This is a genomic window from Priestia abyssalis (genome assembly GCF_002019595.1).
Classification (GTDB): Bacteria; Bacillota; Bacilli; order Bacillales; family Bacillaceae_H; genus Bacillus_BA; species Bacillus_BA abyssalis.
This window is the reverse complement of record NZ_KV917369.1, coordinates 4,615,857-4,640,414: the sequence shown is the minus strand read 5'-3', so window position 1 is coordinate 4,640,414 and position 24,558 is coordinate 4,615,857. Positions and strand designations below refer to the sequence as shown.

Here is a 24,558-nt window from a genome sequence, read left to right as displayed (position 1 = left end):
GTCTGATTTATGTTTTTATAGTTTGGAGGGAAAAACATGCGTGTAAATATTACTTTAGCTTGCACAGAGTGCGGTGAGCGTAACTATATTTCAAAGAAAAACAAACGTAACAACCCAGACCGTCTTGAGCTAAAAAAATACTGCTCAAGAGACAAAAAAGCAACGGTACACCGTGAAACAAAGTAAACAGTAGGGAATTTTCCTGCTGTTTTTTTTATTATATAGGCTATGTTAAAGCCTAGTGCATTCACTTTCGGCTTCTGCCGAAAAAATAGCGGGAAATCAATCCCGTTTGCTCATAAAGCGTATTCAAAAACAGGGGGGACAGGTATGGATCTTAAATCGGTTACTCGAAAGGAAGTAAAAGAGAGACTTCAGAATCTAAGTGTTGAACAATATGAAACATGGTCTGATTGCATCGCAGATACGCTTTACGAGACAGCTTGGTGGCGAAAGGCAAAGGTCATTGCACTTACTATTTCACGAGATAGAGAAGTATCTACAATTCCCATTATTGAAAGAGCATGGGCATCAGGCAAGGAAGTTGTGATTCCAAAGTGTGATCCACATCATCATATAATGAAGTTCTATCACATAACGTCTTTTTCCCAATTAGAAACAGTATATTTTGGTTTAAAAGAACCGATTGTAGAACAGACGACGTATTATAAACCGGAAGAAATCGATTTAATGATTGTACCGGGTGTGGTATTTTCGAGAAACGGCTATCGAATAGGCTATGGAGGAGGCTATTACGATCGCTATCTTGCTGATTTCCGCGGAATGAAAATTTCGTTGGCGTTTACTGTTCAATTACAAAAAGAAGTCCCATTTGAGCCTCATGATGTCCCGGTCGAAGCTATCATTACAAATGAAGGGATAACGGTTTGCCATGGTTGAACCCCTGTTTGTTTACATAGGAGTTATGGTGCTGTCTCTGTTAGCTTTTTGGTGGAAGGCCTTATCTGTATCGGGTGCTGTTGGGGCTGTGCTGGTGGGAGGAGCCGTTTATGCCGGTTTTGGGTTAAGCGGGTTGCTGTTGCTTGGTTTATTTTTTGGCACATCTACCTTTTGGAGCAAATTTAAAAAAGGCCAGAAAAAGGTACTCGAAGATAAATTAGAAAAAAACAATGCAAGGGATTTTATCCAAGTGATGGTTAATGGCGGAGGAGCGGCTCTTATGGGCTTGTTGTTTGCCGTCACTGAATCTTCTTTGTTTGAACTGCTTTTTATTATTAGCTTGGCTGCAGCGAATTCCGATACTTGGGCGTCAGAGATTGGGACACTTAGTAAGGGAAAGCCGTATTTACTTACGACCTTCCAGCAAGTGGAGCGCGGGACTTCCGGGGCTGTATCTTTATTGGGAACTTTAGCGGGGATCTGTGGTTCCTTATTAATTGTGTTGACAGCGTATCTTCTTTCATTTTCTTTGAAGGGCACAGATGTGGTGATCGTAACGATTTTTGGATTTATCGGGAACATGATAGATACCGTATTAGGAGCTCTCGTCCAAATCACTTACAAATGTCCTAGATGCGGCATTGAAACGGAGCGTTACAGCCACTGTCATACCGCTACAGTCCCAATACAAGGTGTAAAGTTTATTAATAATGATGTAGTAAACGGTCTTTCTAATCTAGCGGCGGTTTTCCTTGGTGCTGTATGGTATGGATGGATCGGATAAAGTGAAATTTCTATTAGCGGATGAATGATGGAATATATGGATAAAAATCGAAACAATGTGAAAAAGTAATAATAAGGGAGGTAAATGAGATGCAACGTGTCCTGACATTATTGCTTGTTAGTTTTATGATTTTTCTCGGTTACCGCAAACGCTATCGTTTATTAAATGTTGTATTGTCGAGTCAAATGATTCGCGAATTTGCCGTTCGTACCTTTTTTAATATGCCTTTTGTACGGGAACGCTTATTGAAGCAAATATTTCCGGCGTAAAGAATGGAACATGGATAAAAAATCCATGTTCCATTCTTTATGTATATAGATCGATCTAGAAACTATGACATGATCAAAGAACGTTCATGTCATAGTTTAAAATCTAAACTTCAACTCTTTTATATAGTTGCTTTTTTTATCTTTTTTTGCGATGGTTACATTAGATAAAGTAGAATTGCGTTCCATGTGACATTGTTGTCCGTTAGAGAGAAGAATCTTGTAGGGGGAGTTGAATACATTGACGATAAGGCAAGATTGGCTGTTTTGGTCAACCTTAAAGAAGCTGGCTGTTGAAGGCGAATATGAAATGATTAACATATCGAAAGACTTTCAAGAAGTATGGATGCTGGCAAATCATCGAACACCGGCAACAATCATACGCCTCGTGCGCCACAGCTTTCCTTGGGCTAATATAATAGAACAAGATATCCAATATGTATACGCAAAGGCGGAGCATCTGCGAAAGCAATGGTTTAAGAAACACCTGCACGTTCAAAATATTTATGTTAGTGATTATGAGCCGATCAATGAATGGAATCCTGTCCCGAAGGCAGAACAAATGATGGAGGGAAAAGCTCCTGCGCAAGTGAAAACCATGTTATGGACGGAGTCCAATAGCAGGGAAGGATATGAGCAATTATTAGGCAGCTCTTTTAACGATCCTCTCATAGAGGATGACCAGTTATTCGTTCATATAGAACATGTAAAGCAGCAAGTTGTGACATACATAAACAGCAAGAAAAAGGAAGAAAAAGAGCTTTTTGAATATGGAAAGCCTTTTTGGGCGTTTCTTTTACTTGCTGTTCAAATCATAATGTTTGGACTATTGGAATTTAGAGGCGGAAGCGAAAATACAGTGACGCTGATTGAAAACGGTGCAAAGTTCAACCCTTTTATTTTTGACGGGGAATGGTGGCGGTTTATCACGCCTATTTTTTTGCATATAGGGATGCTTCATTTATTAATGAATAGCTTTGCTCTCTATTATTTAGGCCCTCTTGTGGAAAAAATATATGGGAATTTTCGATTTTTGTTTATTTACTTATTTTCCGGCTTTACGGGTGTGTTAGGCAGCTTTCTATTTAGTTCTTCTGTATCTGCCGGAGCGTCGGGCGCCATTTTCGGGTGCTTTGGAGCTTTGCTTTATTTAGGGAAAACTCATCGTCAATTGTTTTTGCGAACGATGGGCTATAACATTATAGCTGTGATTGTGGTCAATCTTATTTTTGGATTTATCGTTCCCGGAATTGATAATGCGGGCCATATCGGAGGATTAGCAGGAGGCTTTCTTGCAGCTCATATCGTTTCGCTTCCAAAACATAAGAACCGTAAAGAGCAGTTGCTGGGACTGATGATAAGCGTCACCCTTGTCACAGCATTATTATTTTACGGCTTTAGTCCTCGTAACTTAGAAAAAGATACGGAGTATGCATTGAGGGTTGCCCGGACATTGAATGAAGAGGAACGATATGATCAGGCGATGCATGTGTTAATCCCATTTCAGGAAAACGGGATTCAAGATAGCCGCATCTACTTTCTACTTTCCTATGCACAAATAAAAAAAGACGAGATTGAAATGGGAAAGAGGAACCTTGAGAAAGCTGTACAATACAATCCTGATTTTCATGAAGCCCACTATAATTTGGCCCTAATTTATTTTAATACAGGAGAGTTGGAAAAAGCCAAAGTTTCTATTGAACGGGCTGTCGCGCTTCAGTCTGAAAATGAACAATACCGTCAATTGTTAACGCAAGTTCAAAGAGCCGTTCAATAGATTCTTGACGGGATTTAACTTTCCTTTATACTTTATTATGTACATGTTCTAACTATGAAAACAGGTGAAGATATGAAAACAATTTATGATGTGCAACAGTTGTTGAAAAAATACGGAACGATCATATACATAGGGGATCGTGTAGCTGATTTGGAGCTAATGGAAGCAGAATTAAGGGAGCTATTTCAATCACAATTGATAGAAGTGAGAGATTACCAAACAGCTGTATTGCTGCTTCGTCAAGAAATACAAATTCAAAAAGAAAAAAGGATGAAATGATATGAATGAAAAATGGCTAGTGGGTGTTGATGTCGGCGGGACAACAATTAAAATGGCGTTTGTTAATCATTATGGTGAGATTATTGAAAAGTGGGAAATCCCAACTAATATTGCTGAAGAAGGTAAAAACATTCCGACAGATATTGCAAAGGCAATTGACCAAAAACTCGTTGACCTGGGCCAGCCCCAAAATAAACTGGAGGCAATTGGGATTGGAGCGCCTGGGCCTGTCAATTCTGCAAACGGTTCCCTTTATGTAGCGGTAAACCTTGGATGGAGCAATTTTCCGTTAAAGGATCGTCTTGAAATGGAAACGTCCCTTCCAGTGGTGGTCGATAATGATGCGAACATCGCGGCAATCGGAGAAATGTGGAAAGGTGCAGGGGAAGGAGCAAAAGACTTGCTTTGTGTAACACTTGGTACAGGAGTCGGCGGCGGAATAATCGCAAACGGTTCCATTATTCATGGTGTCAATGGAGCAGCCGGAGAAATTGGGCACGTAACATCTGTTCCAGAAGGAGGAGCACCTTGTAATTGCGGTAAAACAGGGTGTTTAGAAACAGTAGCTTCAGCAACAGGTGTTGTTCGTTTAGGCATGCATGCGCTTGAAACGACTACAACGCCAAGTGTTTTACGTGAAGCGTATAGTGATAATGAAATGATAACGGCAAAGATGATCTTTGATGCGGCAAAGGCACAAGATGAGCTGGCTCTTCATGTCGTCAACGATTTGGCTTTTCATTTAGGGTTGGCTCTTGCAAACCTTTCAAATGGATTGAATCCTGAAAAAATCGTCATTGGCGGCGGTGTATCAAAAGCGCGAGATACATTGTTGAATCCTTTAAAAGAGCAATTTAAGCGATTTGCTTTTCCAAGAGTGGCTGAAGGAGCGGAATTAACGATTGCTACTTTAGGGAATGATGCAGGGGTTATTGGCGGAGCTTGGTTAGCAAAAGAGAAAATGAATCAGGCGTAATGTGCGTTCCGATATAATGGCAAACGTTTTCCTTTTCATTGAAAGTTAAAAGCTGTCCTTTTTATAAAAAGGACAGCTTTTAACTTTTTGATTCAGAATATTTAGAATTAAACCTTTTTCGAAACTTTTTCCAGATGAATCCGTCTAATTTAATAATGAAATGAATAAAACAGTAACATTACTATTCTATCTTCCTACTTTGGAGAAAGAATTGCATTTTTGTAAAAAAAACATTAAGATTAGTTAGGCCATTTAGGCAATGCTGTTTTTAGTAATATAACAGCAATATGACGGATGGTTAAGGAGGTACGGATTTGAAGCTTAGAGTGTCACTATCCAAGCTATCATTTATTTTAACAGCCGTATGTTTATTATGGCTAAAAACGTATATTGTTTACAAAACAAGCTTTAATATTGAAATTGAAAACGTGAAACAAGAAGTAATCCTATTTATCAACCCGCTCAGTTTTTTGCTGTTGGTGTTAGGAGCCGGATTATTTTTTAAAACGAAAAAAAGAAGGAACCGTTACATAGTAATCGCAAGTTTCATCATCTCTTTTGTTTTATTTGGAAATGTAATGTTTTATCGCTTTTTTAATGATTTTTTGACATGGCCTGTTTTGTTCCAGACGAGCAACATGGGAGATTTGAAAAATAGTGCATTTGAGCTGTTCAAAATAAGCGATGTACTGATGTTTGCAGATGTCTTGTTTTTAGCATGGATGGCCCGCCGCTTAAACAGCAATGCTTCCGCTTCTGTGTTCAATAAAAAAGAGCGTTTTGCTTATTACATTGCTGTTACAGCTATTTTTGTTTCAAATTTGGCATTGGCGGAATCAGAAAGGCCTGAACTATTGACACGTACATTTGATCGCGAAATGCTGGTGAAAAACCTTGGAACTTATAATTACCACATTTATGATGCCCTTTTACAATCAAAATCAAAAGCGCAAAGAGCGATGGCAGACAGCAGTGAATTCGTGGAAATCGAAAATTATTTGAAAGCAAACCAAAAGGAACCCAATGACGAACTGTTCGGTATAGCAAAAGGGAAAAATGTCATTTTAATTTCATTGGAATCTACTCAAAGTTTTGTCATCAACGAAAAGATTAATGGAAAAGAGATTACACCGTTTTTAAATAATTTCTTGAAGGAAAGCTATTATTTTGATAATTTTTATCATCAAACAGGGCAAGGCAAAACATCGGATGCGGAATTTCTTGTGGAAAATTCATTATATTCACTTGGGCGCGGGTCGGTATTTTTTACCCATTCAAGCAATGAATACAACGCCACTCCAGAAATTTTGAAACAACAAGGGTACTACACAGCCATGCTGCATGCTAACAATAAAAGCTTTTGGAACCGTGATATTATGTATCCTAAATTAGGGTTTGATCGTTATTTCTCTTTAAGCGATTATGAAGTGAACTCGGAAAATTCGATTGGCTGGGGCTTAAAGGACACTGACTTTTTTGATCAATCCATTGAGCATTTGAAGTCATTACCGCAGCCGTTTTATACAAAATTCATTACATTGACCAATCACTTTCCATTCGAGTTAAATGAAGAAGACAAAATGGTTGATGAATATGATTCTAACAGCCGTACATTAAATCGTTATTTTCCCACGGTTCGTTATACTGATGAGGCGGTTAAGTACTTCATTACCCGTTTGAAAGAAGAAGGTCTTTATGATGACTCCATTATCATTATGTATGGTGACCATTACGGTATATCGCAAAATCATAATGTAGCCATGAGCCAATATTTAGGGAAAGAAGTAACCCCATTTGTCTCAACACAACTGCAGCGCGTCCCGCTTATCATCCATATTCCGGGAGGAGAGCATAAGGGAACCATCCATACGGCAGCGGGCCAAATCGATTTAAAACCGACCATTCTGCACCTTCTTGGAATCGATACGAAAGATGATGTTCATTTTGGTACCGATTTGTTTTCAGAAGAAAAGATGGACTTTGTCGTCTTGCGTGATGGGAGCTTTGTTACGGGGAAATACGTATATACAGACAATAAATGTTATGACAAAAAAACAGAAGAAGAAATAGATGTGGAGTTTTGTCAACCTTATATGAAAAAAGCTAAGCAAGAGCTGGACTATTCAGATAAAATTGTATATGGTGATTTACTCCGTTTTTATGAAGGCACGGACTACCGCCCTGAAAAAGGAATGGTAAAGGAGTGAGAAGGAGCTTTGATGCCTTGTGTGTCAAAGCTTTTTTTGGATGGAGTGGAAAAATGGTTAGGAACATACTATCATAGGAATATGAAGGGTAAAGGTGGTTTTGTTGATGGGGAAAAAAGTTTATGTATTATTGTTTATACTATGTATACTTGCAGGGTGCGAGCTCCATTCAGCAGAGGGAACGAAGGATGGTGAACAGAATCCGCAGCCAGTTAAGCAATCCCCATCCATCAAAGCATTGAAGGTTGATGGTTCTTCCTTCTTCTCTGTTGGCGATTGGTATGATGATGAATCGGTTCTAGTCATGGAGGATGACGAAAAAGGCTCTCGCATTTATTTGTACAATATTTATACAGGTGAAAAAAAACGTTTTTTTGAAAGTGAAAATCGAATCATTTCAGTAAAAGCCAACCGTGACCATACATATTTTTTGATTCAAACGACTATATCAGATCAGCAAGCAGAACTGCTTTTTTTAAATCAGCAAGGTGAAATCATCCAATCCTTTCAAATGGATTCTTTTGATGTTCAGTATGTGTGGAATCCATATCACCAGGATCAAGTCTTCGTTACCTCGTTTTTCGAGGATTGGACGTTTCAATCATTTCTTTTAGACCTTTCCAACAAAACCCACGAAAAGTATATGCTTTCTCAGCCTTTTGCTCAATGGCTTACACAATCTGTCCTGGCCTATATTCCTATCAACCAAGACGATCCGTTGGGAGATGTTCCTCTTCTTGTTCACGATGTTCATACAAAAGAAGAAAAACAGGTGCTTAATGAAATTGTAAGTTTTTCCGCCTTTCCTGGAACTTTATTAACGATGGAACTACAACAGGGTGAAGAAGGAAGCGGAGTGTATACGTTTTATAAAAGTGATACATTACAAAAAATACAAAGTTTTTCCATGCCTCTTGTTTCAGATATTTCAGGATGGATTATTCCTTATCATCAATTTAATCCAGTCAATGACATGTTTTACATCTTCCAGCCAAGGGCATTAGAAACAATGGCGGAAGAAGAAGGTTTTGAACTTCTCTCCTTTTCCTTGAAAACAGGAAAGAAAGAAGTGATATTTGACCAAATAGACAATGTTCCTTTTAAGTTGTCGCCAAATGGCCAATTAGGTCTTATGGGATACCAGTCTGAAAAAATTATAGATTTAAAAACAAAAAAAATCATTTCTATTATTGAATTCACCTAAATAGACACATCCATCAGTCGATATACAGAAACTGCTGGCAAAGATGAGACTGATGGTTAGATGAGCTGAACAGACTTTCAGCGTCCGTTGAATCATGCTAAAAAAACAAGCCGCTTTATACGGGCAGCGGCTTGTTTTTTTATGTAATTCAATTGTTCATTAGTGGGCAGCCGGGAATCCATGATGTAACAAAGTCATGACGGTAAACCATCCGAAAACTGCAACTGTCGCTAAGGCAAATCCTACTCCGAGGAAATTTTTGTTGCGCAATGCTGTAAAAGCTCCGTATAGAGCAAGGATTGCCGTAAGTGCGAAGATGACCATAAGACCCATGAAAAGCCCTCCTTTGTATAATGAGTATCGTTTCGCTTAGCTGTATTAAAGTATAATACTGGTTTTAAGTTCATCGGAATGAATCATGAAAAAACAGCATCTTTCTTTAACGGAGCTTCACTTTATAATTGCTAACGCTTTCTTCACTCTTTTTTATTTTAAATGTTTTCAAAACATTTGTCGAGGCGAAAAAGGATACTTCTATGCCGAAAGAGGTGATGTTCCTTTTAATCCTCACACAACTTGTTGTAAAATATTGAAAAGAACGTTAAAAGGAGACTGATTACATATGAAATATCAACGTGTACCATTAGGGCCTCTTCAAACCAATTGCTATATCATTGAAAACGACAAAAAGGAATGTTTAATTGTAGACCCGGGTGAAGAAGGAAGAAAACTTATTCAGTTGATGGAACAGAGAAAGCTGACCCCTCTGGCTGTTTTGTTGACACATGCTCACTTTGATCACATCGGAGCGTTGGATGACGTACGCAAACGATATGAGCTTCCCGTCTATCTGCACGTTAAGGAGAAAGACTGGCTAGCAGACCCCGCCTTAAATGGCTCACAGTTTTTTATGATGGGAGCTATCTCGGTTAAGGCTGCCACACACCATTTAACAAAAGAAGGTTCCTTAACCATTGGGGACTTCACATGTGAAGTTTACGAGACTCCAGGCCATTCACCAGGGAGTGTTTCGTATTATTTCAAAGAGGCGGGAATTGTAGCCTCAGGGGATGCGTTATTTGAGGGAAGCATCGGACGTACAGATTTACAGGGAGGGAGTCATGAACAGCTTTTACAAAGCATTCATAAAAAGCTTCTCGTGCTGCCGGAAGATACGATTGTGCTATGCGGACATGGGCGTGAAACAACCATTGGCGATGAAATGGAAACAAATCCATTTCTAAATGGCTTTTAAGAAGGTGGAACAGGGTGATTCAATTGATTAAACAATTCATTAAGCAATCGCCGCAAAAAGGAATTCCCTATTCGGAATTTATGAGTCAGGTTTTGTATCACCCTATACATGGCTATTATATGAAAGACAGGGAAAAAGTTGGGAAAGAAGGAGATTTTCTTACTACTCCTCACATCTTTCCCGTTTTTGCCAAAATAATGGCCCGCTTTTTCAGCAAAGCTGTCGCACAGGGGGCTGTGCCGCCGGCCATTTGCGAAATAGGAGGAGGAGACGGCCGCTTTGCTTACCACGTATTACGAGAATGGGAGGTATTCTCTCCGGATACATTTTCGAAACTAACATATTATGTAGTAGAAAAAAGCTCTTATCACCAACAACAGCAACAACAAAATCTTACAGCATACCCCAAACTAGAGTATTTTCATAGTTTGGAGGAATTGAAGACAGCGATTGGGTCATTTAAAGGAATAGTGTTTTCAAATGAATGGTTTGATGCTCTTCCTGTAGAAGTCATTGAACAGACAGAGGGAGAACTGTATGAAGTCTGGGTATCGCTCGATGAGTTTGAAGAGTTGACAGAGGTATTAGTGCCTGTAAAGAATGAACAAATTAAGCGGTATGCAGACGAGTATAATCTTCAGCTGCGGGATGGGCAGCGAATGGAAGTCCCTCTAGTTATGTTAGAAAAGCTCAAAGAATTGCATGACCTGTTCCGACAAGGGATGATGGTAACGATTGATTATGGCTATACATTTGAAGAGCTTCGTCATCCATTGCATCACCGAGGAAGCTTGCGGGGATATTTGCGCCATCAATTAATATCAAATCCATTACTCCATGCAGGTCAGATGGACTTGACGGCCCATATTCACCTTGATAGTTTTATTGATGAAGGAAAGAGGTTAGGAGCAGAGGCCGTATCGGTTCAAAAACAACATGAATTTTTATTGGCCATTGGAATCTTAGACCTATTACAAGAACATGCCGGGGCGAATCCTTTTTCTGACGTCAGTAAACAAAACAGGGCAATCCGCAGTTTGGTTATGGACGCGGGAATGAGTCCGCATTTTCACGTAATTGTTCAAGAAAAGGGAATAGAACTAAATAAAGATCAGTTGTTTACGAGCAACTTTTTGATGAAGAATGGTTAAAAAAAACCTGTTGTACAAGTACAACAGGTTTTTCTATTAATGACCGCCGGCTCCTGGAACCATCATAAATGTTGTCCAATATGTAAAACCAGCAAAGAACACAGTGAGGTATGCTCCAAAAATGTAAATATACATACGTTCTGAAAGTTTCAAGTAGCTGAGAAAAGCAAAAAAACCTGTTTGACCTAAGAAAATAAGAGCCGTCGTTTGCATATGTCCAAGATAGAACATGACAGCAAATATACCAGTCCAAAATGCTAAAACACGGTACATACGGTCCATATATATCCCTCCTTTACACCCTCGTGTCAATTACTTACATTATTATAATGTACTTTTCGGGCAATTGTAAATATTACTTTGTTTTTAGTTTGCAACGCTTACATAATAGGTGCACGTTTCACAGCCTAAAGCCATGTTGTCTTTCGCTTTGAATGTTAGATGAGTGAACAATGCATCAAACATTCCTTTCAGAAAAGAGTTATGCATGCTGCAAATGGCTTCGTGCTGTTTGAAAGCTGATTCTTTAAATGGACAGTTGCGGATTTCGAAGGTGGCTGTTTGCTGATTTTCGTTTAGCGTCATGATTGGGAACACGCCTGTGCTTGCAGCTGCCTCTTTTATCATAGTCAACTTTTCTTCGTGAGAAAGCGTATCAATCGTTGACCATATGTGACAATAACTCTGTTTCATATAAGTCATTCCATACTCGTAAGCGCTGTTATTGAATAATGTTTGCCCTTCTTCACCGAGCTTTGTGATGGCATGGATCGCAATGTTAGATAAAAGCTGATAATTGCGATAAGGAAAAGAGAGTTGAATGACTTCGTCAGATAATTGATAAAATCGGCTTGGTCTCCCGCCTTTTCCCGTTTTTTTGGTTTCCGAGATAATCAGTTTAATTTCTTCCAATTTGGATAAGTGAAGTCTTGCGACGTTTGGATGGATATGAAATAAATCAGCAATTTCTTGAACGGTAACGTCTTTTCGGTGTTTTGAAATATATTCATAAATGTGAAAGCGTGTCGGATCGGATAGAACGCTTGTTACTTTTAAGGTCTCTTCCATTTTGGTTTCACTCCTAGTGCCCAATATACTTCCATTATAATACACGTTTGCAATGTGGAAAACGAAGAAGCGATTTAATAAAGTAAGTTTTGAAAAAAGTTCACAAAATATCTATACAGAATTATACAAACAAATCATTTGACATGCAAAAAAGCATGCACGTCAAATGATTTATATATTTACAAATTCTTAACAAAAATATTGTAGGAAAAACGAAGAAAAGAGAGAATATTGTAGATGTATCGAGAAGAAAAGGAGGAGATTCTTATTGTAGCAAGTATTGAAAAAACAGCGGAGCACCTCATTCATTATGCTTTTATGTATCACATTTCTGATGTGCATATCATTCCTCGGGAGGAGGATGCTGTAGTGCAAGTTCGAATGGGGAAAGAATTAGTCATTAAGGAGGTAATGTCCAAACGTAACTGCGAACGCCTGATAGCACATTTTAAATTTTTGGGTGGAATGGATATTGGTGAAAAGAGAAAACCCCAAAGCGGCTCTCTAGTTGTTACTATTCATGCTGAACCCGTTAGTCTGCGTTTTTCCACCTTACCCACTTTTTTTGAAGAAAGCCTCGTTATACGTATCCTGCCTCAAAACCACATTACACCTTTGCATAAGCTTTCACTTTTTCCTGGTGCGACCAGAAAACTAATCTCTCTTTTAAAACATTCCCATGGACTCATCATTTTTACAGGGCCAACCGGATCTGGCAAAACGACCACTTTGTACACACTATTGAATCAATCCAAAAAAATGTTCAGCCGCAATATCATAACACTCGAAGATCCAATTGAATGCAGAAGCGACGGAGTATTGCAAGTACAAGTAAATGAAAAAGCAGGCATTACGTATTCAACCGGTTTAAGAGCCATTTTAAGACATGATCCGGATATTATTATGGTTGGAGAAATCCGGGATGATGAAACTGCTCAAATTGCAGTGAGAGCGGCATTGACCGGGCATTTAGTTCTGACGACCATGCACACAAAAGACGCACCGGGATCTATTTATCGATTGCTTGAATTTGGCGTTAGATTCCAGGAGATTGAACAAACCCTTATCGCCGTTGCAGCTCAAAGGCTGGTTGAACTTCAATGTCCTTTCTGTCCAGAAGAATGTCATCCGTTATGCAGGAAAATGAGAAAACATCGTCAGGCTAGCGTATATGAACTGCTTTATGGAAAGGCGTTGAATCAAGTCATAAAAAAAGCAAAAGGAGAAGAAGAGGACGTCTGTCATTATGCCACACTAAGGGATGTCATCAAGAAAGGCATCGCTTTAGGTTACCTATATCCAAATTCCTTGGATGGGTGGGGGAAGGATGAATGAAACATCAGACACGAAGATGGAGCATGGAATCCCAATCCGTTTTCCTGCTAAAGCTTTCCGAGCTCCTTGAACATGGATATACGTTATCCCAGGCGATGGAATTTCTCCGGTTTCAGCTTTCTCCAAAGCTTTGTGAGGACATCGACTATTCGTTAAAGCAGTTGAAAAGCGGTGTGCCTCTGCATGATACGTTTGAAGCTTTGAATTTTCATCGGGATATTTTAGGATATCTATATTTTGCTGAACGTCATGGAGACTTGGTTTTTGCTTTAAAAGAAGGGGCAATGATGATTAATAGAAAACTGGCAAATGCCAATAAAATGAAAAAGGTCGTCCAATACCCCCTCATGCTGTTTTCCTTTTTATTCATCCTTTTTTTGTGATGACCACCGTGCTGCTTCCCCAATTTCAAACCCTTTACTCTTCGATGGGAACAGAAATTTCCCTGCCGCTCATCCTATTGATCAAATTCATAGGGGCATTCCCGTACGGATGCGTGACCTTTTTTGTGTTAGGGAGCGGTTCATACGCTCTATATCGGGTATATTGGCGAAAAAGGCCGCCTCTTCAACAAATGAACTTTTGGTTAAATATCCCCCTTATAAAAAACACCATTCCTTTATTCAACTCTTATTTTTTTTCTGTTCATCTCAGCAATTTATTAAAGGGCGGGTTATCTGTCCATGATTGTTTAAGTTTATTTGAACGCCAGAAGCATTATCCTTTTTTTCAAACAGAGGCTGCTTTCATAAAGGAGCAGCTTGTTGGGGGGATTGCTTTGGAGCAAATCATGGCTGACAGAAAATATTATGATTCCCAGCTTGCCAATGTGATTGCCCATGGGCAATCACATGGAGATTTGGGAAAAGAGTTGGGAAATCATAGTCAATTCATCCTTGAAAGATTGGAACAAACCGTATTCAAGTGGCTAAATATTGTACAGCCTGTGTTGTTTTCATTAATTGGCTTACTCGTTTTAATGATGTACTTAGCCATTATGCTTCCCATGTTGAAAATGATGTCAACGATATGACAAATGAAACAGATAAGGCAAGGTGAACATGGTTGGAGCTTATCACACCTAAATCCGATAAGAAGCCATTACTGGAATATTCAGTATGGGAAAGGAGGAAGTCAGGTTGAACAGATGCAGATTGAAGAAAAATGGATTCACGCTTATTGAGATGCTGGTCGTCATGTTGGTTATTTCGATTTTGCTGCTAATCATGATCCCTAATTTACTCAAAAATAATGAAGCCATCAATGGAAAAGGGTGTGAAGCGTATGTAAAAACCGTCCAAGCCCAGGTAGAGGTGTATAAAATCGAGAACGAAAACGACATTCCTACGATTGAAGAGTTAAAAAACGATGCTTATATTGATGCAGAAACATGTCCTAACGGTGATATCCTTCAAATTAACGATAAAGGAGAAGTAACAAGTGGCCCTAAGACAGAGGAAGTTCCAGTTGGATAAAAACGGGTTTACGCTGATTGAAGTATTGGTTGTATTGGCAGTCGTTCATGCCATCATGTTCGTAACCATCGTGAAGGTAGAGCCGCTTATGCAGCAATATCGATTGTACTGGTTTATTCAACAATTGGAGACAGACGTCTTTTATGCACAAGAGACAGCCATCACTCGAGGACAAGTCGTTTCATTGCGCTTTTTACCGGATAAGCATGAGTATTTTGTTCTTGCCGCGAACGCTCCCGCCCCGCTTTTTCGCCGCTCTTATGATTCACGCATTCAAATCGAGCTGGCAACGTTGGGGTCACAAATTAAGTTTCTGAGCAATGGAAATACTTCTAAGTCGGGAACGATGTTTGTTTCTTCAAGTTCTATTATGTACCGGGTGGTGTTTTTGCTCGGAACGGGTCGGTTTTATGCTCAAAAATTGTAGGGGATACACATTGCTTGAAATGTTGGTGGCATTCTCCGTTCTTTTATTACTCCTTACACATACGCTCCCCTTGTATATTCATGTTAAACAAGAAAGAAAAAACATTGAAATGGATAAAGCTGCCGTTAAACTTTTGCATCATAAGATACTGGAATATAAATACGACGGAGCTTTACCCGATTCGTTCACCGAAAAGCAAGGGGAAGTAGCGTACCATATAGAGTGGCATAAAGAACCGTCTGCTTTTTTCAAAGCATGTATTTCTTGGGAAGATTTAAATAAGCGCCAGCAAAAAAGGTGTGATTATATAAAAAGATGAAGAAGGAAGCCGGTTATACGCTGTTGGAGATGTTAATTAGTTTCTCGTTGTTTTTAATGATGATGTCGTTTGTTCCAATCATCATAAAAATGACAAAAGAACATCAAGAAACGTCAGTGTCTTTATCGACATTAGAATGGGATCTTTTCGTGCAGCAACTCACATCAGAAATAAGGACAGGGCATCAAGTGGAGTGCAGCCATCAAAAATTGACCTTTGTAAACGACTCTCATCAAACAGTCACGTATGAAAAATATGGGAACATGATACGACGGAGAGTGAATGGAAACGGACATGAAGTGGCATTGCAAAACATATCATCGGCCCAATTCATTAAAGTTCATCAAGGGGTCTTAATACAAATCAAGGATTTGGAAAGCCGATTGTATGCAGAGAGGATGAGTCTTTTTAACCGTGAAGGAATTGAAATGGGTTCGTAATGAAAGAGGATTTGTACTGCCTTTAGCCCTTCTGATTGCATTGCTCGTCTTTTTCGTTGTTCATCAGCAGCTGCAAGTATATGTATCAGAGGCGCTTTTCGCCCAACATGTAAAAAATTATTATCAATTGGAACACTTATTAGAAGCGGCAATGTCCGAGGCACCGTATAGCTTTGACGAAGAAGGGGAGGTAGGGCGAAAAAAGACGTATGCGCATCCACAAGGAGAAGTGACATATACGTTGCAATCGTGGCAAAATGATCGTATGATGGTTGAAATTCATTGTATTCTGTCACCGGAGGTACAAATGAAAGCGTTGGCTGAAATCGAACCGGAAAAAAGGTTTGTGATAGACTGGAAAAAATTATAAAAAGGGGAAACGGAAATGAAAACATTGTATCTTGTAGGGTTTATGGGATCTGGATGAAAGAGAATGGATTGGTTATTTACCTGTATTGCGATATCTGTGATGGAATACTCTTTTGGGTTAAAGAGACGACATCCCGGGCATAATAGTGGTTGAGGTGGTATTGAACGATGTCTACAAATGATTATGTGAAATTTGTCACCCAGCAATTTGTCCGTTATATTGACAAGCCAAAGGAAGAACGAAAACAACAGAGGAGACAAAGAAAAGAGGAACGGGACTCCTTTGTGCAGCGTTGGTTTGGTGTTATTCCTTTTGCTGTTATGATGTGGTATCGAAAAAAGAAAGAATAGCTTCATTCAATTTGTATTTGATGAAAAAATGACAATAATGAAACATAAAAACCGGTTGGGATGGCAACCGGTTTTTATGTTGGTGATTCCACAAATGAGATGGACTGAACTTTTTCTGTTTTGGTATCAAACACGATTGTGATAAACAAACCGAATTCTTTATTTTGATTTTGTACCCACAGTTTAAAGCGCTCTACCGTTTTGTCTGGTCCTTGCTGGGCACGGCCTAGATATAAAAAATCTTTGATTTGGGCAGTCGGATAACGCTTTTTTGCTTCTTTAATCGCAAGCCGGCTCCACTTCGCATAAGCAGGAATCGGTTTGGCCGGCGGCGAAGCTTCCGCTGGGGTCGCGGAGTGAGGATGAGAAAAAGGCACCATCGCCGTAAAGCATAGACAGATAACGATCCATATTGACTTCATTTTATTGGCACATCCTTTCTGGATTAAGCGGAAATGAGTTGTTTGCTCGTCTGTTCCGTTAAATAAAATAACCCTCCATTAATGGTCTGGACCGTAATTTTTGGTTCGTAAAGTTCCTGTAACGCTTGTTTTTCCACTTCATAACATTCAGGTTTCTCATCTATCTCTTCGTAAAAATGATTGAGAAGTGACAAATCTTCCTGCCACTTTTGTCTTGAGTAGGCTGCCCAGTCATGATTATCTTGTTCAATTTCACCTTGAATAAACTGCTGCAGCCGATTTATGCCGCTTTTCGGTTTAATTAATGGTGACAATGTGAAACAATAATCCGGGATTTTAGCCGACAAGTTATATTGCTCGAGCTGTTCCTGGAAAGAAATGGAAATGGAGCCGGTAATAAGATGGAGACCCAGTGATAAAACGATATCCTTTTTTAAATTGCATTGATATGATATTTTCACGTTCATTCCAACCCACGGATGCAGCGGCATATGAGAGGGTTGGACTTGATGAACACTCTCGTAAAGCCGAATGAATGCCCCGAGTTTTTGGGTAGAAGAAAAAATTTGGTGCAAACGCGGAGAGCCGAAATGAATTTTTTCTCCGCGAATCGTTGTATCGTCGAAAGAGGTGTCCGTAATAAACGTCAGCTGTGCCGGATTTGGAACACCGCCTGTCTTTTCAAGGTAATGCCAATAAAAAGGGCGGTTCATCAATTCTTTATCCATGTCGATGGTCAACTGGACTGTCAAATAAAAAGGTGTCTCTTCTACAATATCGCAATGGTGGGCTGTAAAATAACGTTTTAAAAATGAATGAATCTCATGTTGCTGCATGCCGTTGGTCTCCTTCATCGAATTGTTCTGCAAATTGAATGATGGATGTTAAATTATCCATCTTAATTTTCATTTCCCCCTCACTTTTGGATTGGAGGAAAATATCTTGAACATGTTCTTCGAAATTTTTGATTTCCAATCGGGTTAAAATATCATCCAGTTCACCGATGACTCGTTCGAACAAATTGATTTTTTCATAAAGAAGTTTCAAAATATGATCTTCAATCGTATTGGAAACAGAAAAATTGTAAATGTGAACATCGTGCTGCTGACCAAGGCGATGAATTCGCCCAATGCGCTGTTCCAGCTTCATCGGATTCCATGGCAAATCGAAATTGATGATATGATGGCAAAATTGTAAGTTGATGCCCTCGCCGCCGGCTTCTGTCGCGATTAATACTTGAGCGTTTTGTTGAAATAATTGTTTCATCCAGTCTTTTTTACCTCGTTTAAATCCTCCGCGGAACGGAACAGAGGAAATGCCGTGCTGCTTTAAATACCATTGCAAATAAAGCTGGGTCGCACGATATTCGGTAAAGATAATTACTTTATCATTCACTTGCTGAATTAATTCGAGTGCTTTTTCTGCCTTGGCATTTCGTGATATATTTCCAATTATTTCCGTTAGTTCTTCAATAAGCTGATGTGGAGGGTGATACTCTTCTGATTCCCGTTTCAGCATATTTTTTAAAGTCATATATACGGCTTCACGGCTGCTGCAAGCCTCCCGTTGAAGCGTTAAAACAGAAAAGGCGCTATTAATGAAGAAGTCGCCTTTATGAGACGTGATTTTTTCATATAATTGCCGCTCTTCTTCTGAAAATTCAACAGGAACCGTGTGAATGATTCGCTTCGTCCACTCGATACCCGTATCGGCTCTTCGGTTGCGAATCATCACTTTGCTGACGAGTTCATGCAAATGTGCATCATTTTGCACATCTCGTTTTTTCTTTGAGAACAAATCATCGAATAAAGCCTGATTTCCAAGGTGACCCGGCTTTAACAGCGAAACGAGATTAAAGATTTCTTCCAGCCGGTTTTGAATCGGTGTGGCCGTCAATAATAAACAAAATTTCTTTTTGAGCTGCTGAACGAATTCATAGTTTTTGGTTTTATTGTTTTTGAGCTTATGAGCTTCATCAATAATCACTAAGTCATAATCTTGCTGAAAGACGATATCGCGATGGGGAGGGCGTTTTGCTGTATCGATAGATGATACGACAATATCGCATTGTTCCCACACATAAGATTTTCGCTGTGCTACCGCTGGGATATAAAATTTTTGGTTTAGCTCCATCGTCCATTGGGAGACGAGGGAAGCTGGGACGAGAATCAATGCTTTTTTGACGAGGCCGCGAATCATGTATTCTTTTAAAATCAATCCTGCCTCGATGGTTTTGCCCAGCCCTACTTCGTCGGCGAGAATCGCTTTTCCATTCATTTCTTCTACTACTTGTTTGGCTGCTTCCAGTTGGTGTGGCAATGGAACTAAGTCAGCTAAGTGTTTCGGAGCCTGAAGCCCTTTGAAATCGGGAATCGTCGTTTGGTTTTGGATGTGATAGGCAAGCTTGTATGTTTCCCAATCGGACCATGGCCCATCTTCTTCTGTTCTTGCTAGAAAAGAATGTGTCCATTCATCATCGAATAAAATGTCTACATCCATGGTAAAACACCCCTTTCATCAATTTTTTGTTGAATTTTTGTCAAGATTAATGATAGGATGTAAATGTAATTCAGAAACTTTGAAATAAACAATTGATTTGGATTTTATCAACTTATTTTTATTTTAAGATTTTAAAAAGGTAAACGTAGTTTCCACCTAGTATGACCAACAAATGACAATTTTATATGGGCGAATGAGAATAAGAGGAGAGACTGCTTAAATGCGGCGCCGAAGGAGCAAGTGAAGAACGAATCTCTCAGGCAAAAAGACTCTTATTTGACGCAACTCTGGAGAGTGCTTACAATGTGAGCCACCCACGAGGCAAACCTATGAGATGACACACAACGGGTAAAACTTTCAGGTGAAAGGACAGAGACTTCCTAATGCATAAAAGGGAGTCGTCTGTCCTTTTTGTGCTGGCGTTAAAAAGATTAAAGGGGGAACATCAAATGGCAAATCTAAATAGAACACCGCTTTATGAGACATATAAACAATCGGGTGCAAAGCTTATCGATTTTGGAGGATGGGAGCTGCCTGTTCAATTTTCATCCATTAAAGAAGAACATGAAGCAGTCCGCACGAAAGCAGGCCTTTTTGATGTATCACATATGGGGGAAATAACAGTCAAGGGATCTGACAGCCTGGCGTTTCTTCAAAAAGTGATGACAAATGATGTTTCTGCATTAACAGACGGCAAGGCCCAATATACAGCTATGTGTTATGAAAATGGTGGAACAGTGGATGATTTGCTTATCTACAAAAAGAAAGATGACGAATACTTGCTTGTTGTCAACGCAGCCAATATTCCAAAAGATGTCGAGTGGCTTCAGCAGCACCTAAGCGGCGATGTGGCATTAACGAATGTATCGGATGATATTGCTCTGCTCGCCCTTCAAGGCCCGCTTGCGCAAAAAGTTCTGCAAAAGCTTACAACAGAAGATTTGTCAAAGATTAAGTTTTTCCATTTTAAAGATGATGTGAAGTTACATGGTGTGAAGGCATTAGTTTCCCGAACCGGTTATACAGGTGAAGACGGATTTGAACTTTATTGTGGGAAAGATGATGCATCCGCATTATGGTTGGCTATATTAGAGGCGGGAAAAGAAGAGGGAGTTCTTCCTTGCGGTCTTGGTGCTCGCGATACGCTAAGATTTGAAGCGAACTTGCCATTATACGGTCAGGAGCTGTCTAAAGATATTACGCCAATTGAAGCGGGGATTGGATTTGCAGTCAAAACGAATAAAGTTGATTTTATCGGAAAAGAAGTATTAAAGGAACAAAAAGAAAATGGAGCTCCGCGCAAACTTGTCGGACTTGAAATGATCGATAAGGGAATTCCGCGCCATGGATATGAGGTATTTGTTGGAGAAGAAAAGATTGGGGAAGTGACGACGGGAACACAGTCTCCGACTCTCAAAAAAAATGTGGGAGTGGCATTGCTAAAATCCGAATTTTCCAGCCTTGGAACAGAAGTGGAAGTCCAAATTAGGCAAAAACGCTTAAAGGCAAGAGTGGCAGCCACACCATTTTATAAGCGTTCAAAATAAGGAGACATCTAAAGGAGGAACTATAGGTATGTTGCATCGATATTTGCCAATGACAGATCAAGACAAAAAAGAAATGCTTCAAACAATTGGTGTCAGTTCTGTCGATGAATTGTTTGCGGATATTCCGGAAAGCGTGCGTTTCCAGGGGACATATAATATTAAAGAGGCAGCTTCAGAGTCTGAACTTGTAAAAGAGTTAAGCAAGTTATCGGCGAAAAATGCCAATGTAAAAGAACATTCTTCTTTTTTGGGAGCAGGTGTGTATGACCATTACATGCCGATCATTGTTGATCATGTGATTTCCCGTTCGGAATTTTATACGGCCTATACACCATACCAGCCTGAAATTTCCCAAGGTGAATTGCAGGCGATTTTTGAATTTCAAACGATGATTTGCGAACTGACGGGAATGGATGTTGCCAATTCGTCCATGTATGATGGTGGGACGGCATTGGCGGAAGCGGCTATGTTGAGCGCGGGACAAACGAAAAACAAAAAGATTTTAGTGTCAGCAGCAGTTCATCCGGAATCTCGCGATGTTTTAAAAACGTATGCAAAAGGCCAATACCTGGAAGTTATTGAAATCCCGGCTAAAGAAGGTGTGACAGATTTAGACGCTTTATCAGCTCATATGGATAGTGATGTAGCGTGTGTCCTTGTTCAATATCCGAATTTCTTCGGCCAAATTGAGCCGTTAAAGGAAATCGAACAAATTGCCCATCAAGGAAAAACGATGTTTGTCGTATCGAGCAATCCGTTGGCATTAGGTGCATTAACTCCTCCAGGAAGCTTCGGAGCTGATATTGTCGTGGGTGACGCACAGCCATTCGGTATTCCGACACAGTTTGGCGGTCCGCACTGCGGTTATTTTGCCACAACGGCGAAACTAATGAGAAAAATTCCAGGACGCCTTGTCGGTCAAACGACGGATGAGGACGGGAAACGCGGGTTTGTATTGACGCTGCAAGCGCGTGAACAGCATATTCGCCGTGATAAAGCTACGTCCAACATTTGCTCGAATCAGGCGTTAAACGCACTGGCTGCTTCTGTTGCCATGACGGCGCTCGGCAAAAAAGGCGTAAAAGAGATGGCATTACAAAATATTCATAAAGCACGTTATGCAATGAAAGCATTACAGGAGAAAGGCTTTTCTCTTGTCTTTACCGGTCCGTTCTTCAACGAAATGGTTGTCGTTTTTAACCATTCGGTGACAGAAATCAATGACTATTTGATTTCTAAAGGAATTATCGGAGGTTATGATTTAGGGCGGGATTACCCAGAGCTGGAAAATCATATGCTGATTGCTGTAACAGAGCTTCGTACAAAACAAGAGATTGATCAACTTGTGAAGGAATTGGGGGATTTCCATGCATAAAGATAACCAATCGCTCATTTTTGAACTAAGTAAAGAAGGACGCATCGGCTATTCATTACCTGCTCTAGATGTGCCTGAAACGAATGTCGAAGAATTCATTCCTTCTGACTACATCCGTACAGAAGAGCCGGACTTGCCGGAAGTGTCGGAATTGGATATTATGCGCCATTATACCGCTCTATCAAGACGAAATCACGGCGTGGATTCCGGTTTCTATCCGCTTGGATCTTGTACGATGAAATATAATCCAAAAATCAATGAACAAACGGCGCGCATGGCTGGTTTTGCCCATGTACATCCGCTTCAGCAGGAATCTACTGTACAAGGTGCAATGGAACTCATGTATGATTTGCAGGAGCATTTAAAAGAAATCACCGGCATGGACGAGGTAACATTACAGCCGGCAGCAGGAGCACATGGTGAATGGACGGGGCTTATGATGATTCGCGCTTATCATGAAGCGAACGGCGACGTTCATCGTACAAAAGTCATTGTACCGGATTCCGCCCATGGTACAAACCCTGCATCGGCTACGGTTGCAGGTCTTGAGACGGTGACGGTGAAATCGAATGAACAAGGGTTAGTCGATTTGGATGATTTACGCCGTGTTGTAGGAAGCGACACAGCGGCTTTAATGCTAACGAACCCGAACACGCTCGGACTATTTGAAGAAAATATTTTAGAAATGGCACAAATCGTTCATGAAGCGGGCGGTAAGCTTTATTATGACGGAGCGAATTTAAACGCGGTGTTAAGTCAGGCGCGTCCCGGCGATATGGGATTTGATGTCGTTCATTTAAATCTTCATAAAACCTTTACAGGCCCTCACGGCGGGGGCGGCCCGGGATCAGGTCCTGTAGGAGTGAAGGCGGATTTAATGCCGTTCTTACCGAAGCCGGTATTACTTAAAACAGAAGAAGGTTTCCGATTTGAGTACGACCGTCCGCAATCCATCGGGCGTGTAAAGCCGTTTTACGGGAACTTTGGCATTAATGTACGCGCTTATACGTATATCCGCTCAATGGGGCCTGACGGGTTAAAAGCGGTTACTGAAAATGCTGTATTAAATGCCAACTATATGATGCGCCGCTTGGCAGAATATTATGACCTGCCGTTCGACCGTCATTGTAAGCACGAGTTTGTTTTATCCGGCAGACGCCAGAAAAAACTTGGTGTTCGCACGCTTGATATTGCCAAACGCTTATTAGACTTTGGTTATCATCCGCCAACAATTTATTTCCCGCTTAACGTCGAGGAGTGTATCATGATCGAGCCTACAGAAACAGAATCGAAGGAGACGCTTGATGCATTCATCGAGGCAATGATCCAAATTGCCAAAGAAGCGGAAGAAAATCCGGAAATTGTCCAGGAAGCTCCACACACAACGGTTGTAAAGCGCCTCGATGAAACAACTGCAGCAAGAAAGCCGATCTTGCGTTATCAGGTTTAAGAAAAGCGGAGGCGCCTGTTCAGCTCGTGAAGGAAACAGGGATTGACCTATAAGGCGTTTTTTGCCTTATAGGGGCAATCATCTTTTCCACAACGAGCTAGGAGCCGTAGCTGGACCATAAAGAAAAGCGGCGAGGATATCCTCGCCGCTTTTTATTAGGCGTGCTACCTTATTTCTTTGATTTGATTTTACCAGACCATTGCTTAAAGCCGCCCTTTAATTGATAAAGTTCCTGATAGCCGTTTTTGCGGAGGATTTGAGCGGCACGGCCTGTACGAACACCGTTTTGGTCGTACAGATAAACGGGCTGATCTTTACGCATTTCGCCCATTCTCATGCGAAACTGAGTTAATGGAATGTTACGGGCTCCTAAAATGTGACCGCCTTCATATTCATTTGGTTCACGGATGTCAATAATTTGTGCTTTGCGGTATCCGGCACGGAATTCTTCTTCCGTCAATGTTTTTAAAATTTTGCGCTGATAAAAATACATCCCAACGGAGTACACGATGAAAGCTCCTAGTATGATTAATGCTAATGTCATTACAATCGCCCTTTCTTCATCTAAATCACATAAGCCTATTATATAAGTGAATGAAAATAGAAGTAAAGCCGTAATTCTTTTCCTTCGATAGAACTTTTGGTAGACTATTGAATAGTTAGTTGGATCAAACAGAGCTGG

The 24,558-nt window shown here is 40.2% G+C and carries 30 protein-coding genes and 1 riboswitch; of the genes, 23 read left to right on the top strand and 7 right to left on the bottom strand.

Features of this window, described 5'->3' with window-relative positions; translation table 11 throughout:
* Nucleotides 1-36 precede the first annotated feature (36 nt).
* From rpmG to BK575_RS22155, 9 genes are all read left to right on the top strand, one after another.
* Nucleotides 37-186: a 50S ribosomal protein L33 gene (gene rpmG / locus BK575_RS22195; RefSeq protein ID WP_028394888.1), complete on the top strand. Its 150-nt coding sequence runs from the start codon at nucleotides 37-39 to the stop codon at nucleotides 184-186.
* A gap of 144 nt (nucleotides 187-330) precedes the next feature.
* A complete protein-coding gene (locus tag BK575_RS22190) occupies nucleotides 331-900 on the top strand; it encodes a 5-formyltetrahydrofolate cyclo-ligase (protein WP_078413768.1) in 570 nt (189 codons plus the stop codon).
* Nucleotides 893-1,684, top strand: coding sequence for a DUF92 domain-containing protein (locus BK575_RS22185; RefSeq protein WP_078413767.1), 792 nt, complete (start codon nucleotides 893-895; stop codon nucleotides 1,682-1,684). The genes BK575_RS22190 and BK575_RS22185 overlap by 8 nt, the downstream gene beginning before the upstream one ends.
* A gap of 89 nt (nucleotides 1,685-1,773) precedes the next feature.
* Nucleotides 1,774-1,953: a hypothetical protein gene (locus tag BK575_RS22180; protein ID WP_078413766.1), complete on the top strand. Its 180-nt coding sequence runs from the start codon at nucleotides 1,774-1,776 to the stop codon at nucleotides 1,951-1,953.
* 238 nt (nucleotides 1,954-2,191) lie between these two features.
* A complete protein-coding gene (locus BK575_RS22175; RefSeq protein WP_078413765.1) occupies nucleotides 2,192-3,727 on the top strand; it encodes a rhomboid family intramembrane serine protease in 1,536 nt (511 codons plus the stop codon).
* A gap of 72 nt (nucleotides 3,728-3,799) precedes the next feature.
* Nucleotides 3,800-4,006: a YqgQ family protein gene (locus tag BK575_RS22170; RefSeq protein WP_078413764.1), complete on the top strand. Its 207-nt coding sequence runs from the start codon at nucleotides 3,800-3,802 to the stop codon at nucleotides 4,004-4,006.
* Between the two features lies 1 nt (nucleotide 4,007).
* On the top strand, nucleotides 4,008-4,982 hold the full coding sequence (locus BK575_RS22165; protein WP_078413763.1) for an ROK family glucokinase: 975 nt from the start codon (nucleotides 4,008-4,010) through the stop codon (nucleotides 4,980-4,982).
* A 314-nt stretch (nucleotides 4,983-5,296) separates the two neighbouring features.
* Nucleotides 5,297-7,189 carry an LTA synthase family protein gene (locus BK575_RS22160; RefSeq protein WP_078413762.1) on the top strand — a complete coding sequence of 631 codons (1,893 nt, stop codon included), beginning with the start codon at nucleotides 5,297-5,299 and terminating at the stop codon, nucleotides 7,187-7,189.
* A 106-nt stretch (nucleotides 7,190-7,295) separates the two neighbouring features.
* The gene (locus tag BK575_RS22155) at nucleotides 7,296-8,393 is read left to right on the top strand and encodes a YqgU-like beta propeller domain-containing protein (protein WP_078413761.1); all 1,098 of its coding nucleotides are present in this window, start codon (nucleotides 7,296-7,298) and stop codon (nucleotides 8,391-8,393) included.
* A 159-nt stretch (nucleotides 8,394-8,552) separates the two neighbouring features.
* Here BK575_RS22155 and BK575_RS22150 read toward each other — a convergent pair whose 3' ends face one another.
* Complete coding sequence (locus tag BK575_RS22150; protein ID WP_078413760.1) at nucleotides 8,553-8,726, bottom strand: DUF2759 domain-containing protein; 174 nt, start codon at nucleotides 8,724-8,726, stop codon at nucleotides 8,553-8,555.
* A gap of 289 nt (nucleotides 8,727-9,015) precedes the next feature.
* On the opposite strand from BK575_RS22150, the gene BK575_RS22145 reads away from it, so the two are divergent.
* On the top strand, nucleotides 9,016-9,648 hold the full coding sequence (locus BK575_RS22145; protein ID WP_078413759.1) for an MBL fold metallo-hydrolase: 633 nt from the start codon (nucleotides 9,016-9,018) through the stop codon (nucleotides 9,646-9,648).
* A gap of 14 nt (nucleotides 9,649-9,662) precedes the next feature.
* Nucleotides 9,663-10,799 (top strand): class I SAM-dependent methyltransferase, encoded by a 1,137-nt coding sequence (locus BK575_RS22140; protein ID WP_078413758.1) that lies wholly within the window; start codon nucleotides 9,663-9,665, stop codon nucleotides 10,797-10,799.
* 36 nt (nucleotides 10,800-10,835) lie between these two features.
* Here the strand turns inward: BK575_RS22140 and BK575_RS22135 are convergent, their stop codons facing one another.
* A complete protein-coding gene (locus tag BK575_RS22135; protein WP_078413757.1) occupies nucleotides 10,836-11,081 on the bottom strand; it encodes a DUF2626 domain-containing protein in 246 nt (81 codons plus the stop codon).
* A gap of 84 nt (nucleotides 11,082-11,165) precedes the next feature.
* Nucleotides 11,166-11,867, bottom strand: coding sequence for a helix-turn-helix transcriptional regulator (locus tag BK575_RS22130; RefSeq protein WP_078413756.1), 702 nt, complete (start codon nucleotides 11,865-11,867; stop codon nucleotides 11,166-11,168).
* A 237-nt stretch (nucleotides 11,868-12,104) separates the two neighbouring features.
* On the opposite strand from BK575_RS22130, the gene comGA reads away from it, so the two are divergent.
* From comGA to BK575_RS22085, 9 genes are all read left to right on the top strand, one after another.
* Complete coding sequence (comGA, locus tag BK575_RS22125; RefSeq protein WP_078413755.1) at nucleotides 12,105-13,202, top strand: competence type IV pilus ATPase ComGA; 1,098 nt, start codon at nucleotides 12,105-12,107, stop codon at nucleotides 13,200-13,202.
* Nucleotides 13,199-13,585 (top strand): type II secretion system F family protein, encoded by a 387-nt coding sequence (locus tag BK575_RS22120; RefSeq protein WP_078413754.1) that lies wholly within the window; start codon nucleotides 13,199-13,201, stop codon nucleotides 13,583-13,585. The genes comGA and BK575_RS22120 overlap by 4 nt, the downstream gene beginning before the upstream one ends.
* Nucleotides 13,586-13,593: 8 nt before the next feature.
* A complete protein-coding gene (locus BK575_RS22115; protein WP_169907941.1) occupies nucleotides 13,594-14,235 on the top strand; it encodes a type II secretion system F family protein in 642 nt (213 codons plus the stop codon).
* Between the two features lie 106 nt (nucleotides 14,236-14,341).
* A complete protein-coding gene (comGC, locus tag BK575_RS22110; protein WP_328589528.1) occupies nucleotides 14,342-14,677 on the top strand; it encodes a competence type IV pilus major pilin ComGC in 336 nt (111 codons plus the stop codon).
* Complete coding sequence (comGD, locus tag BK575_RS22105; RefSeq protein ID WP_169907939.1) at nucleotides 14,670-15,104, top strand: competence type IV pilus minor pilin ComGD; 435 nt, start codon at nucleotides 14,670-14,672, stop codon at nucleotides 15,102-15,104. Before comGC ends, comGD begins: the two co-directional genes overlap by 8 nt.
* Before the next feature lie 19 nt (nucleotides 15,105-15,123).
* Nucleotides 15,124-15,423 carry a hypothetical protein gene (locus tag BK575_RS22100; protein WP_235867511.1) on the top strand — a complete coding sequence of 100 codons (300 nt, stop codon included), beginning with the start codon at nucleotides 15,124-15,126 and terminating at the stop codon, nucleotides 15,421-15,423.
* Entirely contained in the window at nucleotides 15,420-15,863 is a 444-nt protein-coding gene (gene comGF / locus BK575_RS22095) for a competence type IV pilus minor pilin ComGF (protein ID WP_078413749.1), read from the top strand. Before BK575_RS22100 ends, comGF begins: the two co-directional genes overlap by 4 nt.
* Nucleotides 15,838-16,233: a competence type IV pilus minor pilin ComGG gene (gene comGG, locus BK575_RS22090; protein WP_078413748.1), complete on the top strand. Its 396-nt coding sequence runs from the start codon at nucleotides 15,838-15,840 to the stop codon at nucleotides 16,231-16,233. The genes comGF and comGG overlap by 26 nt, the downstream gene beginning before the upstream one ends.
* A gap of 167 nt (nucleotides 16,234-16,400) precedes the next feature.
* Nucleotides 16,401-16,583 carry a YqzE family protein gene (locus tag BK575_RS22085; RefSeq protein WP_028394867.1) on the top strand — a complete coding sequence of 61 codons (183 nt, stop codon included), beginning with the start codon at nucleotides 16,401-16,403 and terminating at the stop codon, nucleotides 16,581-16,583.
* A gap of 74 nt (nucleotides 16,584-16,657) precedes the next feature.
* Here the strand turns inward: BK575_RS22085 and BK575_RS22080 are convergent, their stop codons facing one another.
* From BK575_RS22080 to BK575_RS22070, 3 genes are read right to left on the bottom strand one after another with little or no spacing between them, the layout of a single operon-like run.
* Nucleotides 16,658-17,005, bottom strand: a complete 348-nt coding sequence (locus tag BK575_RS22080; RefSeq protein ID WP_078413747.1) for a YqzG/YhdC family protein — start codon at nucleotides 17,003-17,005, stop codon at nucleotides 16,658-16,660.
* Between the two features lie 23 nt (nucleotides 17,006-17,028).
* Nucleotides 17,029-17,841, bottom strand: a complete 813-nt coding sequence (locus tag BK575_RS22075; RefSeq protein ID WP_078413746.1) for a YqhG family protein — start codon at nucleotides 17,839-17,841, stop codon at nucleotides 17,029-17,031.
* The gene (locus BK575_RS22070) at nucleotides 17,828-19,504 is read right to left on the bottom strand and encodes a DEAD/DEAH box helicase (RefSeq protein WP_078413745.1); all 1,677 of its coding nucleotides are present in this window, start codon (nucleotides 19,502-19,504) and stop codon (nucleotides 17,828-17,830) included. The genes BK575_RS22075 and BK575_RS22070 overlap by 14 nt, the downstream gene beginning before the upstream one ends.
* Before the next feature lie 193 nt (nucleotides 19,505-19,697).
* Nucleotides 19,698-19,786: riboswitch (glycine riboswitch) on the top strand.
* Between the two features lie 167 nt (nucleotides 19,787-19,953).
* Between BK575_RS22070 and gcvT the strand changes: the two genes are divergently transcribed.
* From gcvT to gcvPB, 3 genes are read left to right on the top strand one after another with little or no spacing between them, the layout of a single operon-like run.
* Nucleotides 19,954-21,051, top strand: coding sequence for a glycine cleavage system aminomethyltransferase GcvT (gene gcvT, locus BK575_RS22065; RefSeq protein ID WP_078413744.1), 1,098 nt, complete (start codon nucleotides 19,954-19,956; stop codon nucleotides 21,049-21,051).
* Between the two features lie 28 nt (nucleotides 21,052-21,079).
* Nucleotides 21,080-22,426 carry an aminomethyl-transferring glycine dehydrogenase subunit GcvPA gene (gene gcvPA / locus BK575_RS22060; protein ID WP_078413743.1) on the top strand — a complete coding sequence of 449 codons (1,347 nt, stop codon included), beginning with the start codon at nucleotides 21,080-21,082 and terminating at the stop codon, nucleotides 22,424-22,426.
* Nucleotides 22,419-23,876, top strand: coding sequence for an aminomethyl-transferring glycine dehydrogenase subunit GcvPB (gcvPB, locus tag BK575_RS22055; RefSeq protein ID WP_078413742.1), 1,458 nt, complete (start codon nucleotides 22,419-22,421; stop codon nucleotides 23,874-23,876). Before gcvPA ends, gcvPB begins: the two co-directional genes overlap by 8 nt.
* 169 nt (nucleotides 23,877-24,045) lie before the next feature.
* Here gcvPB and BK575_RS22050 read toward each other — a convergent pair whose 3' ends face one another.
* Nucleotides 24,046-24,420 (bottom strand): rhodanese-like domain-containing protein, encoded by a 375-nt coding sequence (locus tag BK575_RS22050; RefSeq protein ID WP_078413741.1) that lies wholly within the window; start codon nucleotides 24,418-24,420, stop codon nucleotides 24,046-24,048.
* Nucleotides 24,421-24,558: the final 138 nt, after the last annotated feature.

Coding starts and splice junctions, on each gene's coding strand:
- rpmG (WP_028394888.1), top strand. CDS start 37: ATGCGTGTAAATATTACTTTAGCTTGCACAGAGTGCGGTGAGCGTAAC.
- BK575_RS22190 (WP_078413768.1), top strand. CDS start 331: ATGGATCTTAAATCGGTTACTCGAAAGGAAGTAAAAGAGAGACTTCAG.
- BK575_RS22185 (WP_078413767.1), top strand. CDS start 893: ATGGTTGAACCCCTGTTTGTTTACATAGGAGTTATGGTGCTGTCTCTG.
- BK575_RS22180 (WP_078413766.1), top strand. CDS start 1,774: ATGCAACGTGTCCTGACATTATTGCTTGTTAGTTTTATGATTTTTCTC.
- BK575_RS22170 (WP_078413764.1), top strand. CDS start 3,800: ATGAAAACAATTTATGATGTGCAACAGTTGTTGAAAAAATACGGAACG.
- BK575_RS22165 (WP_078413763.1), top strand. CDS start 4,008: ATGAATGAAAAATGGCTAGTGGGTGTTGATGTCGGCGGGACAACAATT.
- BK575_RS22155 (WP_078413761.1), top strand. CDS start 7,296: ATGGGGAAAAAAGTTTATGTATTATTGTTTATACTATGTATACTTGCA.
- BK575_RS22150 (WP_078413760.1), bottom strand. CDS start 8,726: ATGGGTCTTATGGTCATCTTCGCACTTACGGCAATCCTTGCTCTATAC.
- BK575_RS22145 (WP_078413759.1), top strand. CDS start 9,016: ATGAAATATCAACGTGTACCATTAGGGCCTCTTCAAACCAATTGCTAT.
- BK575_RS22135 (WP_078413757.1), bottom strand. CDS start 11,081: ATGGACCGTATGTACCGTGTTTTAGCATTTTGGACTGGTATATTTGCT.
- BK575_RS22130 (WP_078413756.1), bottom strand. CDS start 11,867: ATGGAAGAGACCTTAAAAGTAACAAGCGTTCTATCCGATCCGACACGC.
- comGA (WP_078413755.1), top strand. CDS start 12,105: ATGTATCGAGAAGAAAAGGAGGAGATTCTTATTGTAGCAAGTATTGAA.
- BK575_RS22120 (WP_078413754.1), top strand. CDS start 13,199: ATGAAACATCAGACACGAAGATGGAGCATGGAATCCCAATCCGTTTTC.
- BK575_RS22100 (WP_235867511.1), top strand. CDS start 15,124: ATGTTGGTGGCATTCTCCGTTCTTTTATTACTCCTTACACATACGCTC.
- comGF (WP_078413749.1), top strand. CDS start 15,420: ATGAAGAAGGAAGCCGGTTATACGCTGTTGGAGATGTTAATTAGTTTC.
- BK575_RS22085 (WP_028394867.1), top strand. CDS start 16,401: ATGTCTACAAATGATTATGTGAAATTTGTCACCCAGCAATTTGTCCGT.
- BK575_RS22080 (WP_078413747.1), bottom strand. CDS start 17,005: ATGAAGTCAATATGGATCGTTATCTGTCTATGCTTTACGGCGATGGTG.
- BK575_RS22075 (WP_078413746.1), bottom strand. CDS start 17,841: ATGCAGCAACATGAGATTCATTCATTTTTAAAACGTTATTTTACAGCC.
- BK575_RS22070 (WP_078413745.1), bottom strand. CDS start 19,504: ATGGATGTAGACATTTTATTCGATGATGAATGGACACATTCTTTTCTA.
- gcvT (WP_078413744.1), top strand. CDS start 19,954: ATGGCAAATCTAAATAGAACACCGCTTTATGAGACATATAAACAATCG.
- gcvPA (WP_078413743.1), top strand. CDS start 21,080: ATGTTGCATCGATATTTGCCAATGACAGATCAAGACAAAAAAGAAATG.
- gcvPB (WP_078413742.1), top strand. CDS start 22,419: ATGCATAAAGATAACCAATCGCTCATTTTTGAACTAAGTAAAGAAGGA.
- BK575_RS22050 (WP_078413741.1), bottom strand. CDS start 24,420: ATGACATTAGCATTAATCATACTAGGAGCTTTCATCGTGTACTCCGTT.